The following is a 17,303-nucleotide window of genomic DNA, read 5'->3' on the forward strand; positions in this document are numbered from 1 at the left end:
GATCGGCGACCCGCTCGGTGCCTGCCAGGTCCGTGCGACCTAGTAGGCGGCCTGAGTGATCTTGTAGAGGCCGTTGACGGTGACGACCTTCGCGAGGTAGGCCCACGCGGCGTGGTGGGAGACCCACTCCTCGCGGCCCGGGTAGTAGTCCTCACCCGCGCCGATGTAGGTACGGCGGTCGGTCGACCGCTCCTGCATCTTCTGCACCTTGGTCAGGTGCTGGGTCGCCCAGGTGGCGCCCTTCACGGTGACCAGGCCGTCTTCCTTGAAGGCGTCGGCGAAGACGTCCATGGTGGCGAACTGCATGCGCCGGGAGCTGCCCCAGTCGTTGGGCATGGGGTAGTAGATGTCGCTGTTGTCGGTGGGCGAGGTGACGGTGTTGTTCGCATAGACCTTGCCGCCCGGCGCGTTGAGCGTCTTGCCCGCCATCTTCGGGTCGGTGTACGGCATGGTGCCCGCGACGTGGTTCTGATCGACCAGCGAGTCGTACATGCGGTCGTAGCTGCGCCTCACCGCGTAGGGAGTGTCCTGCTTGGACAGTGCGAGGGTCAGGGCGCCGCTGAGGTTGATCGCGAAGGACTCCATGTAGTCGGGGTGAATGCGGTCGTGGTTGACGACGGTGCCGTCCTGGTTGACGTTGGAGCCGGTCATGGAACCCAGCTTGAAGCCGTTGACGGTCTTCCACGCGTCCGCGCCCGTGCCGACGTCCGACGGCCGCGAGTTGGCCTTCAGCGACAGTGCGACGACCTGCTTCATCCACGTCGCCTTGTTGGCGTGGTTCGGCATCATCGACGCGGCGAGCGCGAGCACGGTGTTGTTCCAGGCGATCTCCTCGGCCTTGGTGTCACCGGGGGACGCGTAGGTGCCGTCGACATTGCGGTAGTAGGCGGGGTTGTAGTTGTTGTACCGGTTGGCCTCGTACTCGACCATCTTGCGCACGTACTCGCGGTCCGTCACCGAAAGCTTGTCCCAGAAGATCCAGCCCGCGGTGCCCGCGAACGCCGCCCAGTGCGCCGACTGCCAGTGGTCGCCCCAGCCGCCGGTGGTGTTGACCTTGTGCCGGTACGCCAGCGACCTGATCAGCTTGACCGTCATCGCCTCGGCGGTGGCCACGGGCACGCCGGTCTGCGCCGCGTCGTACACACCCAGCCGCAGCGACGTGGCCAGGCCGAACACCTGCGCGGCCCCTGGCCGGATGTTGTTCTCGCCGGTCCCGCCGAAGTCCAGGTAGGTGCCGGTCTGCGCGTCGAAGTCCTTGGTGGTGTTCCACCACGTCGTCACCGCGAACTTGTTCGTGTTCTTCAGGATCGTGGCCACCTGGACGCTGACCGCGTCCGTGGGCTTCACCAGCGTGGTGAAGTCGATCGGCACGACATCCTGCGCCGCGGCGTTGGCGGGGACGGTCACGAGAACCGACGCCACGGACACCGACACGGCGGCGACGGCCAGGCGTAGCCCGACCCGATTGAACTGACGACGACTGACCCTGCGCGACATCGCGACTCCTTGAACTGGGAGTGAATACTCCTGGGCAACTAGGCCACTTGTATCCAAGTTCCATGTGACGGAGGTGACAGTAAAACGTTTTGTCTTATTGTGTCAACCCCGTGTCGAGCCCGTTTCCGACAGAGTTTCCGCTGATCAGCGCGTTGCGTAGCCAGTCAGGGGCGCAGCGCGGTCACAGGGTCCGGAGCCAGGAAGGCGGTGCGGGCAGCCCCGAGCAGGCCGCTGTGGCGCCCCAGCGCGGCCGGTTCGACAGTCACACGCCGCACGAAACTGAGGGTGGCCGAGTTGGCCAGATGCCGCCGCAGCGGCTCGAACAGCACCGGGCCCGCCGCCGCCACTCCCCCGCCGATGACGACCCGGTCGACGTCGCACAGGGTCGCGGTGTCGATGATGCCGCGCGCCAGCGCCCGGGTGCCGCGGTCGAACGCGGCGACGGCCACGGCGTCGCCACGGGCCGCGTCGGCGGCCAGGGCTTGGGCGGTGGACCCGGTCCAACCCTGTTCGCGGGCCCAGCCGACCATCGACGGGCCGCTTGCGTACGCCTCGACGCATCCGGTCGCGCCGCACACACAAAGTGGTCCGGCCGGATCCGCCACCACGTGGCCGACATGCCCCGCGTTGCCACTGGGACCCGGATAGGCCAGCCCGCCGAGCACCAGGCCGCCGCCGACGCCCGTGGACACCACAATGCCGAGCATCGAGGCGGTGCCCTGCCCGGCGCCGCGCCAGTGCTCGCCGACGGCGGCGGCGATCGCATCACCCACAAGGGTGACCGGCACGTCGGGCACGATGTCGCTGACCTGATCGACGAGCGGGAAGTCCCGCCAGGCCGCGATGTTCACCGGACTCACCGTGCCCGCCAGCGGGTCCACCGGCCCCGCGCACGCCAGTCCGACCGCTCGGGGCGTCACATCTCCCAACACGGAGGTGAGCAGCCCGCGCAGCGCGCTGTCGAGCAGCGATCCGTCGGCGGGGGTGGCGACCTCGGCGTGCCCTTGTACCTGACCTTCCGCGTCGACCAGGCCCGCGGCGAGCTTGGTGCCCCCGATGTCCACCGCGAGCACGACTTCCTGGCCCATTTGTCTCCCTTTCCCTGTGATCAGTGCTCGAGGAGCGACGACAGCTGCGGCGAGTAGGTGCTGTGCAGCACGAGCGCCGCGCCGCCCACGACGGCGGCGTCGGCACCGAGTGGCGAAAGCGCCACTTCAACCACCCGGATATGCCTGGACATCACCCGAGTGGCTACGGCTTGCTGGGCGAAGTCGACGTAGAGTTGTTCGACGTGCCGAATGCCATGGCCGCCGAGGACGACGAGGTCCACGTCGGTCACATTGACGACGTTGACGACCGCCGTCGCGACATGCCGGGCCGCCTGCTCGAGAACGCCCGTGGCCAGGGGATCGCCCTGTGCCGCCGCGTCGCGGATCGCGGCGTTGTCGACCGAGGCCGGGTCGGCGCGGAACCGCTCGGCCAGCACGCTCGCGCCACCCGCGCTGAGCCTGCGCTGCGCCTCGGCGACGACCGCCGCCGGGCTCACGACGGTCTCCAGACAGCCACGGTTGCCGCAGTAGCACTCCAGGCCGTCCGGCTGCACCGACATGTGGCCGAACTCGGCGGCGTTGAACGATCCACCCCGGTAGACCTGCTGGTTGAGCACCAGACCGCCGCCGATTCCGGTGCCGAAGAAGAAGTACGCGAAGTTCGCGACGCTGCGCCCGGCGCCCGCCCACCGCTCGCCGATCGCCGCCGCGGTGGAGTCGTTGTCCAGCGTCACGGGCAGGCCGGTGGCCTCGCTCAGCATCTGCTTGATCGGCACGCGGGTCCAGTGCGCCAGTTTGGGCGGCGAGACCACCATGCCGCGCTCTTGGTCGATCGGACCGGGACTGGCCAACCCGATGCCCAGCACGAGCTCGCGCGGCACATCGGCGGCCCTGAGCACGTCCTCGACGAGGCCCGCCATCGCCGCGACGACGTCGTCGGGGTCGAGGCTCGCGGGCGTCGGCGCCCGCAGGGTGGCCAGCGGCCGCCCGAGCAGGTCCACCACGACACACGCGAGTTCGGCCGGGTCGAAGTGAATGCCGACCGTGCGGCCCGCGTCGGCGTTGATCCGCAAAGTGACGCGGGGTTTCCCGGCGGCGTTCACCCGGCTGGCCCCGTCCTCCCTGACGATGCCCTCATCGATCAGCCTGCGCACGATCCCGGACACCGCCTGCGGGGTCAGGCCCGTGTGCTCGGCGATCTCCAGCCTGCTGATGCCGTCGGCGCGCTGGATCTGCTCGAGCACCACGGCCTGGTTGTACCGCCCCACCTTGGGCAGATTCGTGCCTGCTTGCCGCATCGAAGACCCTTCCAGCTCGCTGTTCGGCATCATTCTGCCGCAAACGGTTGACTAAGTAAATCAATTGGATTTACAGTCCTCGCCACACACCGCTGTAACCGGCGACACATCTAGCCGCAACACCGGACCCCGGAGACGGATATGCCAACACCACACTTCGCCGCAGGTGGGCCATGAGCGCCCCGGTCTTGCTCGAGATGCGCTCGATCACCAAGACCTTCCCCGGCGTGAAAGCCCTGGCCGAGGTCAACCTGGTGGTGAACGAGGGCGAGATCCACGCGATCTGCGGTGAGAACGGCGCGGGCAAGTCGACGCTGATGAAGGTGCTCAGCGGGGTCTACCCGCACGGCGACTACAGCGGCGACATCTTCTACCGCGGCGAGGAGGTCCGCTTCGGCGACATCCGGGCCAGCGAGCACGCGGGCATCGTGATCATCCACCAGGAACTCGCGCTGGTTCCCGGCATGTCGATCACCGAGAACGTCTTCCTCGGCAACGAGCCCCGCAAGCGCGGCGCCATCGACTGGAAGGCCGCCCAGCGCCGAGTCGTCGAGCTGATGAAGCAGGTGGGCCTCAAGGAGGACCCCGACACCCTCATCAAGGACATCGGCGTCGGCAAGCAGCAGCTCATCGAGATCGCCAAGGCCTTCGCCAAGGACGTCAAGCTGCTGATCCTCGACGAGCCGACCGCCGCGCTCAACGAGGCCGACTCCCGGCACCTGCTCGACCTGCTGCGCGAGTTCAAGCGGCAGGGCATCACCTCGATCATCATCTCGCACAAGCTCAACGAGATCGAGGCGATCGCCGACTCCATCACCATCCTGCGCGACGGACGCACCATCGAGACCCTCGACATCAAGGCCGACGGGGTGAACGAGGACCGCATCGTGCGCGGCATGGTCGGCCGCGAACTCGGCAGCCGCTTCCCCGACTACACCCCGAACATCGGCGAGGTGTTCTTCGAGGTCCGCGACTGGACCGTGCGCCACCCGATCTCCACCGAGCGTCTGGTCTGCAAGGGCTCCAGCTTCAACGTCCGCCGCGGCGAGGTCGTCGGCTTCGCGGGCCTGATGGGCGCCGGGCGCACCGAGCTGGCGATGAGCCTGTTCGGCCGGTCCTACGGGGTGTGGCTGGGCGGTCAGGTCTTCAAGGACGGCAAGGAGATCCATCTGCGGTCGGTCTCCGACGCGATCGCGAACGGCCTGGCCTACGTCAGCGAGGACCGCAAGGCGGTCGGACTCAACCTGCTCGACGACATCAAGACCTCCATCGTGGCGGCGAAGCCCGCCAAGGTCGCCAAACGCGGTGTGGTGGACAAGGTCGCCGAGCACAAGGTGGCCGAGCAGTACCGCAAGGACCTGCGGATCAAGACCCCGACGGTCGACGAGGGCGTCGCCAAGCTCTCCGGCGGCAACCAGCAGAAGGTCGTGCTGGCCAAGTGGATGTTCACCGACCCGGACCTGCTGATCCTCGACGAGCCGACGCGCGGCATCGACGTCGGCGCCAAGTTCGAGATCTACGGGATCATCCACCGCCTCGCCGAGCAGGGCCGGGGAGTCGTCGTCATCTCCTCGGAGCTGCCGGAGCTGATCGGTTTGTGCGACCGGATCTACACCGTGTTCGAGGGGAACATCACCGGGGAGGTCGCGCGTGCTGACGCCGACCCCGAACTCCTCATGAAGCAGATGACCACTACCAAGAAACTGTCGGTGTCATGAGCGGATACGAAGACCTCAAGAAGAACCTCTTCGGAGGCAACGCCTCCGCCAGCCGCCAGTTCGGCATGATCTTCACCCTGGTGGCGATCATCCTGCTGTTCCAGATCCTGACCGACGGCCTCACCCTGACCTCGGGCAACCTGATCGCGGTCGTCAGCCAGTACTCCTACATCCTGATCCTGGCCATCGGCATGCTGATGGTGATCGTCGCCGGGCACATCGACCTGTCGGTCGGGTCCGTCGCCGCGTTCGTCGGGATCATCGTCGCCAAGGCGATGAAGGAGTTCGACCTGCCGTGGCCGCTGGCGATCCTGCTCGGCCTGGTGTGCGGCGCGCTCATCGGCGCGTGGCAGGGCTTCTGGGTCGCCTACATCGGCGTCCCCGCGTTCATCGTCACGCTCGCGGGCATGCTGCTCTTCCGCGGCGGCAACCAGTTCATCGGCAACGCCGACACCGTCCCGGTCCCGGAGGGCTTCCGCGCGATCGGCGCGGGCTACCTGCCCGAGGTCGGCCCCAGCACCGGCTACAACAACCTGACCCTGCTGCTCGGGCTCGCCGCCTGCGTCGCGGTCGCGTGGCGGGAGTGGAGTGCCCGGCGCACGCGGCTGGAGATGGGCGCGGAGCCGTCGCCGCTGTGGATCTCCGGTATCCGGCTCGCCATCATGGTGGGCGTCATCATCTTCGCCACCCTGCGCTTCGCGGGCGGCCGGGTCGGCACCAGCTTCCCGGTCTCGGGCATCATCCTGGGCGCCCTGGTGCTGCTGTACTCCTTCTACACCCGCAACACCGTTGGCGGCAGGCACATCTACGCGGTCGGCGGCAACGCCCGCGCCGCCGAGCTGTCCGGTGTGAAGCTCAAGCGGGTCAACTTCTTCGTCATGACGAACATGGGCGTCCTCGCCGCCCTGGCGGGCATGATCTTCGTGGCCCGGTCCGCCGCCTCCGGCCCGCAGGACGGGCTCAGCTGGGAACTCGACGCGATCGCGGCGGTGTTCATCGGCGGGGCCGCGGTCTCCGGCGGCCTGGGCACGATCAGCGGCTCCATCGTCGGTGGCCTGGTCATGGCGCTGCTCAACAACGGTCTTCAGCTCATGGGTGTCGGCGTGGACCTGGTCCAGATCATCAAGGGCCTGGTGCTGCTGCTCGCCGTCGCGCTCGACGTCTACAACAAGAGTCAGGGCCGGTTCTCGGTCATCGGCTCGATCACCCGACCATTCCGCCGCGATGAGCCCGCACCCACCGCGGCCCCGACCGGCTCCCCCAGCGACAGCGACAAGGCCCCGGCCGTCAGCTGACCCACCCCCAACACGCCCGCTCCGGCGGACGCCTCCCGCAGGACGTGCCTCCCGCGGTAGCCCAAGAAAGGTAATCCACAATGCGCAACCTCTTCACCAAGGCAGTCGCGGTCGGTGCCGTCGCGGTACTGGCCCTCGGCGCCACAGCCTGCGGCTCCAGCGAACGCGACGGCTCGACCGGCGGCGGCAACGCCCCCGCCAAGGGCTTCGCCGCCGACGCACTGATCGGTGTCGCCCTGCCGTCCAAGACCTCGGAGAACTGGGTCCTCGCAGGCGACCTGTTCACCAACGGGCTCAAGGAAGCGGGCTTCAAGTCCGACGTGCAGTACGCGGGCGCGTCGACCACCGTCGCCGACCAGCAGGGCCAGATCTCGGCCATGGTCACCAAGGGCGCCAAGGTCATCGTCATCGGCGCCACCGACGCCGCGCAGCTGTCGACCCAGGTGAAGCAGGCCAAGGAGTCCGGCGCGGTCGTCATCGCCTACGACCGGCTCATCACCAACACCCCGGACGTCGACTACTACATCGCGTTCGACAACTTCAAGGTCGGCCAGCTGCAGGGCCAGGCCCTGCTCGACGGCATGAAGGCCAAGAAGGCCACCGGCCCGTGGACCATCGAGCTGTTCTCCGGCTCGCCGGACGACAACAACTCCGCGGTGTTCTTCAACGGCGCCATGGATGTCCTGAAGCCCGCCATCGACAAGGGTGACGTCGTGGTCGGCTCCGGCCAGTCCGACGTCAAGCAGACCGCCATCCAGGGCTGGAAGGCCGAAGGCGCCCAGCAGCGCATGGACTCGCTGCTGACCTCGACCTACACCACCGGCAAGACCCTCGACGGCGTGCTCTCGCCGAACGACACCCTCGCCCGCGCGATCCTCACCTCCGTCAAGGGCGCGGGCAAGCCGCTGCCCGTCGTCACCGGTCAGGACTCCGAGGTCGAGTCGGTCAAGTCGATCATGGCTGGCGAGCAGTACTCCACCATCAACAAGGACACCCGCAAGCTCGTCGCGGAGACCATCAAGATGGTCAAGGCGCTGCAGACCGGTGGCACGCCGGAGGTCAACGACACCAAGACCTACGACAACGGCATCAAGGTCGTCCCGTCCTTCCTGCTGCCGCCGGTCATCGTGACCAAGGCCAACGCGGCCGAGGCGTACGCCAACGACCCGAAGCTGGCCCCGCTCACCAAGTAGACGCACACACCCTTCGTCGCGCGCCTCAGACACATCTGGGGCGCGCGACGTCTTTCCCGAGGCGAAGATGAACGAACTGTTCCGTTTGGACAACCCGATACGTACCTACGACTGGGGCTCGCACACCGTGCTCGCCGAACTGCTCGGCAGGCCGAGCCCGGCCGCGGTTCCCGAGGCCGAGCTGTGGATCGGCGCGCATCCGTCGGCACCGTCGATCCTGCCCTCCGGCGCGTCCCTGCTGGCGACGATCGCCGACGACCCGCCCGCGACGATCGGCGGCGCCGACCGGCTCCCGTTCCTGCTGAAGGTCCTCGCCGTCGAGCGCCCGCTCTCGATCCAGGTGCACCCGGACGACTCCCAGGCCCGCGACGGGTTCGCGCGGGACGAGCTGACCGGACTCGCGCCGGGCGACCCGAAGCGCAACTACCACGACTCCTGGCCCAAACCCGAACTCCTCTACGCACTCACCCCGTTCGACGCGCTGTGCGGGTTCGCCGAGCCCGAGAAGGCCGCCGCCCTGCTGACCTCTACCGGCGGCGCGCGTCTGCGCCGGGTGGCCGAAGCCCTGGCGGGCGGGCCCGAGACCGCGTTCATCCTGCTGGGCGTGTGGCCGCGGGAGGACCGGGCCGCACTGGTCGACGAGGTGCGCGCGAGCACCGGCGACGCCCCGGAACTGGTCTGGGCCAGGCGACTCGCCGAGCAGTACCCGGACGACCCCGGCGTCGTCACCGCGCTGCTGATGAACCTGGTGACCCTGGCACCCGGGGAGGCGCTCTTCGCCCGCCCCCGCACCATCCACGCCTACCTGCGCGGCACCGGTGTGGAGATCATGGCCAACTCCGACAACGTCCTGCGCGGCGGCCTCACCAGCAAACACATCGACCGCGCGGAACTGCGCACCGTCACCGACTTCGCGCCGTCGGAGCCCGAGCTGGTGCTGCCGGTCGCACAGCCGAACGGCGAGGAGCTGTTCCCCACCCCGGCGACCCAGTTCCAGCTCAGCCGGATCAGCCGGTCCGTGGAGGTCGCCGCCCCCGGCCCGGGCGCGTTGCTGTGCGTCGAGGGCGAAGTGACCGTCGAACGCGGGTCGGCCCACGAGCCGCTGCGGCGGGGCGAGGCACTGTTCATCCCCGCGGCGGGCGGCCCGCTACGTGTCAACGGGACCGGACTGGTCTTCCGCGCCGCCGTTCCGTCCTGACCACCGCCGGAACCGGGTGACAGCGTCGTCACCCGCCAGTCCCCTTGCGCCACGGCCAGTCATCGTGCCGACTCGTCGGATCACCGACGACCACCCGGTAGCCGACTCCGCGCACCGCTTCCACCCGAACCCCGGACGCGTTCTCCCGCAGCGCCCGCCGCAGGCGTTTGACGGCGGAGACGACGGCTTGGGCGTCGCCGACGTAGGCCCGGCCCCAGACCTTGTTGGTCAGCTCGGCGAATGTCCAGACCCGGCCGGGGCTGTTCGCCAGCGCGAACAACAGGTCGAACTCCCGGGCGGATATGGGCACCGGGCGACCACACCAGGTCAGCTCGCGCAGGTCGGCGTCGAGCCGGAGTTTGCCGCACTCGACCACTCGGCGGGCGCCGGTCCCGATCTCGTCGAGCCCGGCGCGCAGCGCGTCGGCGTCCGGCAGGAACACGACCGGGACCCCGGCCGCCTCGGCCACCGCCGTCAGGCGTTCGGCAGGCACGCCCACGCAGATCACCACTGGCCCGTCCACCGCGCCAAGCACCTTCGAAGTACCCATCACGGCGCCCCCAATAGTTTGTTCAACCGATAACCAAACGCTACAGCGCGTGCCCGGGTTGGACACCCGCCGATCGGGTTCGACCGGCGAGTGACCAGATCCGCCCGCGTGCGGAGCCTTCCGCGGCGCCACCGAATCCGGCAACGTTCGGTACACGGGAAGTCACCGATCGGCTACTCGTGGTGACGCGCGGCCACCTCCTGCTCGCCGCGCTGAACGGGAGCTCCAGTGTTATCGCAGTCCAACAGACCCGCGCGCCCACGTGCCTGGTTGTCGCTGATGATCGCGACGGCGACCGCCTTCACCGGCGCGGCGACGCTCACCACCCCGGCCGCGGCAGGCCCCGCGTCCAGCACCAAGATCGAAAGCACTGTCAGCGAAGCGCTGGAGAACAAGGACAGCACCGACTTCTGGGTGATGCTCTCCGACCAGGCCGACCTCTCCGCCGCGTCGCGGATCACCGACTGGGGACAGCGCGGCCAGGCCGTCCTCGACGCCCTTCGGCACACCGCCGACTCCAGCCAGGCGGGCGTGAAGGCCGAGCTCACCGCCGCGGGCGTCGACTTCACCTCCTACTTCGCCGCCAACACCATCCACGTCCACGGCGGCACCGCCGCGCTCGCCGAACGCCTCGCGGGCAAGGCCGAGGTCACCTCGATCCTCGCGAGCCGGACCTACGAGGTTCCCACCGACGCGCCCGCACCGGAGGTCCCGGCGGTCGACGCCGTCGAATGGGGCATCGCGGCGATCAACGCCGACGACGTGTGGGCCACGTACGGCACCCGAGGCGAAGGCATCGTCGTCGGCGACATCGACACCGGCGTGCAGTGGGACCACCCCGCGCTCATCGGCAAATACCGCGGCAACGCCGCGGGCGGTGTCGATCACAACTACAACTGGTACGACCCGGCGCGCGCCTGCCCGACCGCGACCCCGTGTGACAACCACAGCCATGGCACCCACACGATGGGCACCATGGTCGGCTCCGACGGCGCGAACCAGATCGGCGTGGCCCCTGGCGCGAAGTTCATCGCCGCCAAGGGTTGCCCGGCATCGAACTGCACCACCGAGGGGCTGCTGGCCGCGGGCCAGTGGATGCTCGCACCGACCGACCTCACCGGCGCGAACCCGCGCCCGGAGCTGCGTCCGCACGTGGTGAACAACTCGTGGGGCGGCACATCAGCCGACCCGTGGTACCAGGCGACCGTCCAGGCGTGGCGCGCGGCCGGGATCTTCCCGTCGTTCTCCAACGGCAACGCGGGCCCCGCCTGCAGCACGTCCGGCGCGCCCGGCGTCTACCCCAACTCCTACGCGTCCGGCGCGTTCGATGTGAACGGCGCCATCGCGTCGTTCTCCAGCCGCGGCCCCGGCGTGAACGGGACGATCAAACCCAACCTCGCCGCTCCCGGTGTCTCGGTCCGGTCCTCGGTTCCGGGAAACGGCTACGGATCACAAAGCGGCACGTCCATGGCGGCGCCACACACCTCCGGCTCCATCGCGCTGATCTGGTCGGCCGCGCCCGCCCTGATCGGTGACATCGCCGCGACCGAGGCGCTGCTCAACGGCACCGCGGTCGACACCGCGAACCTGGCCTGTGGCGGAACCGCGGCGAACAACAACGTCTTCGGCGAGGGCAAGCTCGACGTCCTCGCCGCCGTCGACAACAGCCCACGCGGCCCGATGGGCACCATGTCGGGCACGGTCACCAACGCGGCCACCGGAGCGCCGATCGCCGGGGCCAAGGTGTTCGCCGACGGGGAGCGCGACCGCACGGTGACCACGAACGCGGCAGGCCGGTACACGAGCGCGATCCCGGTCGGCGACTACTCGCTGACCGTCTCGGCGTTCGGCTTCGCGGCCACCACCGCGGTCATCACGGTGACCGAGGGCCAGGAGACCACTCGCGACGCCGCGCTCACTCCCGCCCGCAGACACACCCTTCGAGGTGTCGTCCGCGGCAGCGACGGTTCTCCGGTCACGGGCTCGACCGTCGCCGTGGCCAATACCCCGCTCGCGCCGGTCGTGACCGGAGCTGACGGCGCCTACGCGGTGCCGAACATCCCGGAGGGCCAGTACCGGATCAACGCGTCCGCGGGCAGCTGCAACCACCCACTGGACCTCGACGTGACCGTGGACGGCGACGAGACCGCCGACATCACGCTGCCCACCCGGAAGGACTCCTTCGGCTTCTCGTGCTTCATCGAGGGTCCCTCCTATGTGGAGGGTGACACGCCGATCAGCCTGACCGGTGACGACGCCGCCACCGTGGTTCCGCTGCCGTTCGAGTTCTGGTTCTACGGCCGCACCTACAGCCAGGCGCACGTGGGGACCAACGGTCACGTCAACTTCCTGGCACCCGCCCCCACCGCGCTGTCCAACACGCCCATCCCGAGCTCGAACGTGCCGAACGCGGCGATCTACCCGTTCTGGGACGACCTCAGGCTCGACGCGACCAGCCGGGTGATGTCGAAGACCTTGGGCACCGCGCCCAACCGCCAGTTCGTGATCGAGTGGCGCGACACCATCATCTTCGGGACGACCGCCAGGGTCGACTTCGAGGCCGTGCTGTTCGAGAACGGCGAGATCGCCTTCCGCTACCGCAACCTGGACCAGGCGAACCCGAGGGAGACCGGCAGCTCGGTGAGCGTCGGCATCGAGAACCAGACCGGCGCGGTGGGCTTCCAGTACTCACTGAACCAGTCCGCGCTCACCGACAACCAGGCGATCCACTTCAAACCGCCTGCCAACGGCGTCGTGTCCGGTGCGGCGACCGACTCCAACGACGGTCTCGGCGTCGCCGGTGCCACCATCCGGGCACTGAAGGGCGGCGTCGAGGTCGACAAGACCACGACCGGCGCGGACGGTACCTACCGCCTGCGGCTGCTCGGCGGCGACTACCAACTCGAGATGAGCAAGCACAACTACGTCACCGGGACGTCCGAGGTGACGATCACGACCGGCGACGTGGCCACCGCAGGCCTCGTCCTGGACACGTCGCGGGTCGGGTTGGACCTCGCGCCGGTCACGTTCCTCGCGCAGGAAGGCCAGTTGCGCACCGCGACGCGGACGCTCAACAGCACCGGCCTCCTGAGCGCGGAGTTCACGTTGACCGACAACGCGCCGTGGCTGTGGGCCGTCCCCGGCGCAGGCGTCGGTGTCAAGCCGGGTGCTTCGCAGGAATTGACCATCCGGACTGACCCGAACGGGTTGCGGCCGGGGGTGCACACCGGGTCGATCACCGTCACCACCAACGCGGGCCGGACGCCGACGCTGACCCTCCCGGTCACGCTGGTCGTCCCCGCCTTCCGGGTCGGCCTCGACTCGGGTGGCAACGGTTTCGTCGACGGCGCGGGTGACACGTGGGTGACTGACACCGCTTGGACGCCGGGGGGCTTCGGCTACCTGTCCAACGGGCCGGTGGTGACCACGAAGAAGGCCATCGCGGGCACCACCGACGACGCGTTGTTCCAGTCGCAGAGGGAAAGCGCGGGTGGCTACCGCTACGACAGCCTGCCCGAGGGCACGTACCAGGTGCGGTTGGACTTCGCCGAACTCAAGGCTGATCTGCCCGCGGGCAGGCGCGTGTTCGACGTGTCGGTGAACGGCAAGGTGGTACTGCCGGACTACGACATCGCCGCGCGGGTCGGCTCGCTCACGGCCGATTCCCATGAGTTCTGGGTGACCGTGCCCGAGGGCGGTTCGATCGCGGTCGACCTCGCCGCGGAGAAGGGCAAGCTGCCCCCGGTGATCAACTCACTGCGGATCACGCACCGCCCGGACCACGTGTCCTGATCGGACACCGGCCCAGTGAAACCGCGGCCCCGCGACTCTCACACCGGAGTCGCGGGGCCGCGCACTTTCAATGGGCAGGTCCTACGCGGATTCAGCGAAAGGCATGTCGCGATGGTCGATGATCGCGCCGCGCCGGGACACGACCCGCGCGGCCAGCCGGTTGCCGGTCTTGGCCGCGTCGACCGGGGAGAGTCCCGCGACGCGCGCGGCCAGGTAGCCGCCATTGAAGCTGTCGCCCGCCGCCGTTGTGTCCACAGCGGACACCGGCTCGGTGGGCACGTGCGTCAGTACACCCCGTGAGTTGACCCAAGCGCCCTCCGGGCCGACCTTGATCACCGCCTCGCGCACGCCGAGCCGCTCCAGCCTGCTCCCGCACGACTCGACGTCGTGGGCCGCGCCGAGCGCCACCTCGTCGTCGAGCGTCACGAGGGCGATGTCGGTGACCCCGAGCAGCTCGGCCATGGCGGTGCGGGCATGGTCGGCGCTGGGCCAGGCCCCGGACCGGAAGTTGTTGTCGAAGGCCACGACGCTGCCCTGCCCGCGCAGCTCGCCGAGCCGGGCGACCAGGGCGGCCCTGGATTCGGTGCTGGTGAGCTGCAGGGTGATCCCGGACAGCACGATGAGGTCACCGCGCAGGTGACTGATCCACTCGGCGTCGGCGAACGTCCGCGCCGCGGCCGAGGCGCCACGCCAGTAGGTGAAGGACCGCTCCCCTGTCGAGTCCGTGCTGATCAGGTAGGCGCCGACGGTGCGGTCCACGACCACCAGCGCGTCGTCACCGACGCCTTGGGCGTGCCAGGATTCCCGCATGCGGTCGCTCTCGGCGTCGCCGCCCAGGCCGGTGAGGTAGCGGACGTCGACCTCGGCACCGAGGTGGGCGGCGACCCGGCGCAGGTACACGGCGGTGTTGTAGGTGTCGCCCGCGTACCCGATGGCCGCGCGGCCCGCGGATTCCCGCGCGATCTCCAGCATGCACTCGCCGACGCACTGAACGAGCGGCCGTTCTGGGCCGGCGACACCGGTGATGCCGCCGGTTGGCGAGAACGACACGGGATCGGAGGTCTCGTCCACCGTCAGGCCCGATCCGGAAGCGCGTTGGCGACCCGGGCGAGCATGCCGCCGTCGACCCGGACGTCGGTGCCGGTCACGAATGCGGCGCGAGGACTCGCGAGGTAGGAGATCACCGAGCCGACCTCCGCCATGGTGGCCACGCGGCCCAGCACGTGGGCGAGCCCCCAGTCGGCGATGACCCGTTCGATCGCCTCGGGGCTCCCGTCGGAGAACCGCGCCGCGGCGGCGCGCAGCATGGGCGTGTCCACCGAACCCGGGCTGACCGAGTTGACGCGGACGCCGTAGGCCGCCTCGTCGACCGCCATCGCGCGGGCCATCGCCACCAAGGCGCCTTTGCTCGCCGTGTACGCGACAACGCTGGGCTGGGACGCGGTGGCCTGCACCGAGGCGACGATCACGATGCTGCCCGCCGGGCTTTCCCGCAGGTGCGGCAGCGCGGCATGGGCGGCGAGGAACACGCCCTTGAGGTTGACGTCCATCACCTCGTCCCACAGCTGCTCGGTGGTGGCGACCGTGTCGCCGTAGCGCTGGATGCCCGCCGAGGTGACCAGGGTGTCCAGCCGCCCGAAGGCCGCGATGGTCGCCGCGACGGCGTGGGCCGACGTCGCCGGGTCCTGAATCGGGCCGGACAGCGCGATCGCCGAGCCGCCATCGGCTCGGATGGCGTCGGCCAGTTCCTCGCACTCGGCCTGCTGGATGCCGTGGACGGCCACCGCGGCGCCCTGCCGCGCCAGTTCGAGCGCCGCGCCCGCGCCGATCCCGCTGGACCCGCCGGTGACCAGGGCCACCCTGCCGTCGTGCTCGCCCATCATCGTGCTCCTTCGGTGGTGCCGAGCGTGACGCTCATCGGGATCCGAACAGCCTGGTTCGCGGCCAGGCGCAGGACAGTGGCCCGGTCCGGTCCGCTGGTCTGCGTGCTCGACGGCTCGACCGCCACGACCCTGGCGCGGCGGAACCAGGGGAACACCGGCGTGAAGTTCAGTTCCTGCCACAGCCACGCGTACGGCAGATGCGTGCCGTCCCACTCGATGCGGACAGCGAGCCCGAGGTCCACATTGGTCAGACTGGCCCAGTGCCCGTCGAAGTCGGACAGCCAGCCGAACAGGACCCGCCGTTCGCCGGGCCGGGGAACCGCGCCGAGGTCGAGTCCGTCCGCCGTCAGCGGCCACGGGTGTGCCGAGCCTGGGGCCACGACGCTGTCCTCGGTCTCCGGGTCGGCGGTGAACCGCCGCGCACCGGTCCGCAGCACGCACTCGCCGTCGAGGAACCGCCCACCGAAGGCCGGGTGGATGACGTAGTCGACGGCCAGCGGGACATCACTGAGATTCGTGACGGTGTCGACGACCTGCACGACCGGTGCGTCCGGGCTGAGGGTCACGTTCCGATCGACGCGCACGGGCACGGAGAACAGCTCGGCGCGCAGGTCCGCCTCGACCGGGCCCGCCGACACCACCTCCCATTCCACGACGGACGCCTCGCCGTGGAAGGCCACCGGCGCCCCGGCCACCAGCCGGGCCGCGCCCGCGTTCGGACACAGCGTCTGCCAGCCGCCGCGGTAGCGCTCAAGCCACCCGGCATAGGGGTCGTGCGTCGTCGGCGCCGCGCCCGCCCGGACCGCGTCGGCGCGGCGCCGCCACGGTGAGCTGAACAGCACGTCGACGCCGCTGGCGCGGTGCCGCAGCGCGAGGATGTCCGCCCCGCGACCCGGATCGATGTCGAGTTCCAAGTGCTCGCTGACGAGCTTGACGAGGTTGTCCATCGGTCACCCAGCGAACGCGTGGACCGGGACGCCGCGCGTCGTGGTGGCGAGAGCGAACACCGAACCGGCCAGGGGTTCCCCGGCGAGTTCGTCCTCGGTCAGCCCGTGCCGCGCCGAGGTGATGACCAGGGTGCCGTCCGGGGTGAACGCGCAGCTCGACGGCTGGCTGACCGGCATCGGCACCACGGCGACGAGGTCACCGGCCGGGCTGAAGCGGCGTACCTCGCCACCGCCCCACACCGCCACCCAGAGGAAGCCGTCGGCGTCCACCGCCAACCCGTCGGGCAGCCCCGGATCGACCGTCGCCAATTCGGTGAAGGCGCCGACGTGCCCGTCGTCGGGGTCGAACGGAGCCCGCATGAGCCGCTGGGCGACGCTGTCGATCAGGTACATCGTCGTGTCATCGGGGCTCCACCCGAGTCCGTTCGGCAGCGCGAGGCCGTCGGCGTGCACCGTGCTGGGGCCACCACCATCCCACCTGTGCAGGGTGCCCGCCCCCGGGACGAAGTCCAGGTGGGTGCCGCCCGCCCACATCCGGCCCCGCGAATCGCATTTGGCGTCGTTCATCCGCCGGTAGGGCTCGGGCAGCACCGGGTCGGCGATGGTCAGCCGACCGTCCACCCAGTACCCGAAACCGTCCGCGACGGCGACGGCGAACCCGTCGGCGGAGGCGCGCGGCGCCGCCGCGCCCACGCTGGTGCCCAGTTCGGCCGTCGTGTGCGCGCCGGTGGCCAGATCGGTCTCGTGCAGCAGTCCGGCGAGGATGTCCACCCAGCACAGCGTGCCGTGGCGCTCGTCCCAGACCGGGCCCTCACCCACGTCGGCGAGCGCGTGGACGAGCAGGTCGGGCTGCGCCAGCCTCTCGATCATTCCCATACGTGCG

Annotated in this window: 13 protein-coding genes; 5 read left to right on the forward strand and 8 right to left on the reverse strand. The window is 69.7% G+C overall.

Features of this window, described 5'->3' with window-relative positions; translation table 11 throughout:
- Positions 1-39 precede the first annotated feature (39 nt).
- The 3 genes from ACSHT8_RS09655 to ACSHT8_RS09665 all read right to left on the reverse strand — a co-directional run bounded on the left by ACSHT8_RS09655 (position 40) and on the right by ACSHT8_RS09665 (position 3,844).
- Positions 40-1,497, reverse strand: coding sequence for a hypothetical protein (locus tag ACSHT8_RS09655; RefSeq protein WP_436499807.1), 1,458 nt, complete (start codon positions 1,495-1,497; stop codon positions 40-42).
- A 164-nt stretch (positions 1,498-1,661) separates the two neighbouring features.
- The gene (locus ACSHT8_RS09660) at positions 1,662-2,585 is read right to left on the reverse strand and encodes an ROK family protein (RefSeq protein ID WP_436499809.1); all 924 of its coding nucleotides are present in this window, start codon (positions 2,583-2,585) and stop codon (positions 1,662-1,664) included.
- A gap of 20 nt (positions 2,586-2,605) precedes the next feature.
- Positions 2,606-3,844 carry an ROK family transcriptional regulator gene (locus ACSHT8_RS09665; protein ID WP_436499811.1) on the reverse strand — a complete coding sequence of 413 codons (1,239 nt, stop codon included), beginning with the start codon at positions 3,842-3,844 and terminating at the stop codon, positions 2,606-2,608.
- A gap of 173 nt (positions 3,845-4,017) precedes the next feature.
- On the opposite strand from ACSHT8_RS09665, the gene mmsA reads away from it, so the two are divergent.
- The 4 genes from mmsA to manA all read left to right on the forward strand — a co-directional run bounded on the left by mmsA (position 4,018) and on the right by manA (position 9,248).
- Positions 4,018-5,562, forward strand: a complete 1,545-nt coding sequence (gene mmsA / locus ACSHT8_RS09670; RefSeq protein WP_436499812.1) for a multiple monosaccharide ABC transporter ATP-binding protein — start codon at positions 4,018-4,020, stop codon at positions 5,560-5,562.
- Entirely contained in the window at positions 5,559-6,857 is a 1,299-nt protein-coding gene (gene mmsB, locus ACSHT8_RS09675; RefSeq protein ID WP_436499814.1) for a multiple monosaccharide ABC transporter permease, read from the forward strand. The genes mmsA and mmsB overlap by 4 nt, the downstream gene beginning before the upstream one ends.
- An 80-nt stretch (positions 6,858-6,937) precedes the next feature.
- Positions 6,938-8,050 carry a substrate-binding domain-containing protein gene (locus ACSHT8_RS09680; RefSeq protein WP_436499816.1) on the forward strand — a complete coding sequence of 371 codons (1,113 nt, stop codon included), beginning with the start codon at positions 6,938-6,940 and terminating at the stop codon, positions 8,048-8,050.
- A gap of 67 nt (positions 8,051-8,117) precedes the next feature.
- Positions 8,118-9,248: a mannose-6-phosphate isomerase, class I gene (gene manA, locus ACSHT8_RS09685; RefSeq protein WP_436499818.1), complete on the forward strand. Its 1,131-nt coding sequence runs from the start codon at positions 8,118-8,120 to the stop codon at positions 9,246-9,248.
- A gap of 28 nt (positions 9,249-9,276) precedes the next feature.
- Here manA and ACSHT8_RS09690 read toward each other — a convergent pair whose 3' ends face one another.
- Positions 9,277-9,771, reverse strand: a complete 495-nt coding sequence (locus tag ACSHT8_RS09690; protein WP_436499820.1) for a winged helix-turn-helix domain-containing protein — start codon at positions 9,769-9,771, stop codon at positions 9,277-9,279.
- 306 nt (positions 9,772-10,077) lie between these two features.
- Here ACSHT8_RS09690 and ACSHT8_RS09695 point away from each other — a divergent pair, with 306 nt between their 5' ends.
- A complete protein-coding gene (locus ACSHT8_RS09695) occupies positions 10,078-13,590 on the forward strand; it encodes a S8 family serine peptidase (protein ID WP_436499822.1) in 3,513 nt (1,170 codons plus the stop codon).
- A gap of 81 nt (positions 13,591-13,671) precedes the next feature.
- Here the strand turns inward: ACSHT8_RS09695 and ACSHT8_RS09700 are convergent, their stop codons facing one another.
- Genes ACSHT8_RS09700 through ACSHT8_RS09715 form a run of 4 tightly spaced genes read right to left on the reverse strand, consistent with a single transcriptional unit; the run spans position 13,672 to position 17,296 of the window.
- Complete coding sequence (locus tag ACSHT8_RS09700; RefSeq protein ID WP_436499823.1) at positions 13,672-14,640, reverse strand: sugar kinase; 969 nt, start codon at positions 14,638-14,640, stop codon at positions 13,672-13,674.
- A 23-nt stretch (positions 14,641-14,663) separates the two neighbouring features.
- On the reverse strand, positions 14,664-15,470 hold the full coding sequence (locus tag ACSHT8_RS09705) for an SDR family NAD(P)-dependent oxidoreductase (RefSeq protein WP_436499825.1): 807 nt from the start codon (positions 15,468-15,470) through the stop codon (positions 14,664-14,666).
- Positions 15,470-16,420 carry a DUF4432 family protein gene (locus ACSHT8_RS09710; RefSeq protein ID WP_436499827.1) on the reverse strand — a complete coding sequence of 317 codons (951 nt, stop codon included), beginning with the start codon at positions 16,418-16,420 and terminating at the stop codon, positions 15,470-15,472. The genes ACSHT8_RS09705 and ACSHT8_RS09710 overlap by 1 nt, the downstream gene beginning before the upstream one ends.
- A gap of 3 nt (positions 16,421-16,423) precedes the next feature.
- Complete coding sequence (locus ACSHT8_RS09715; protein ID WP_436499829.1) at positions 16,424-17,296, reverse strand: SMP-30/gluconolactonase/LRE family protein; 873 nt, start codon at positions 17,294-17,296, stop codon at positions 16,424-16,426.
- Positions 17,297-17,303 lie beyond the last annotated feature (7 nt).

The sequence above is a fragment of the Actinokineospora sp. HUAS TT18 genome, assembly GCF_051364635.1.
GTDB lineage: Bacteria > Actinomycetota > Actinomycetes > Mycobacteriales > Pseudonocardiaceae > Actinokineospora.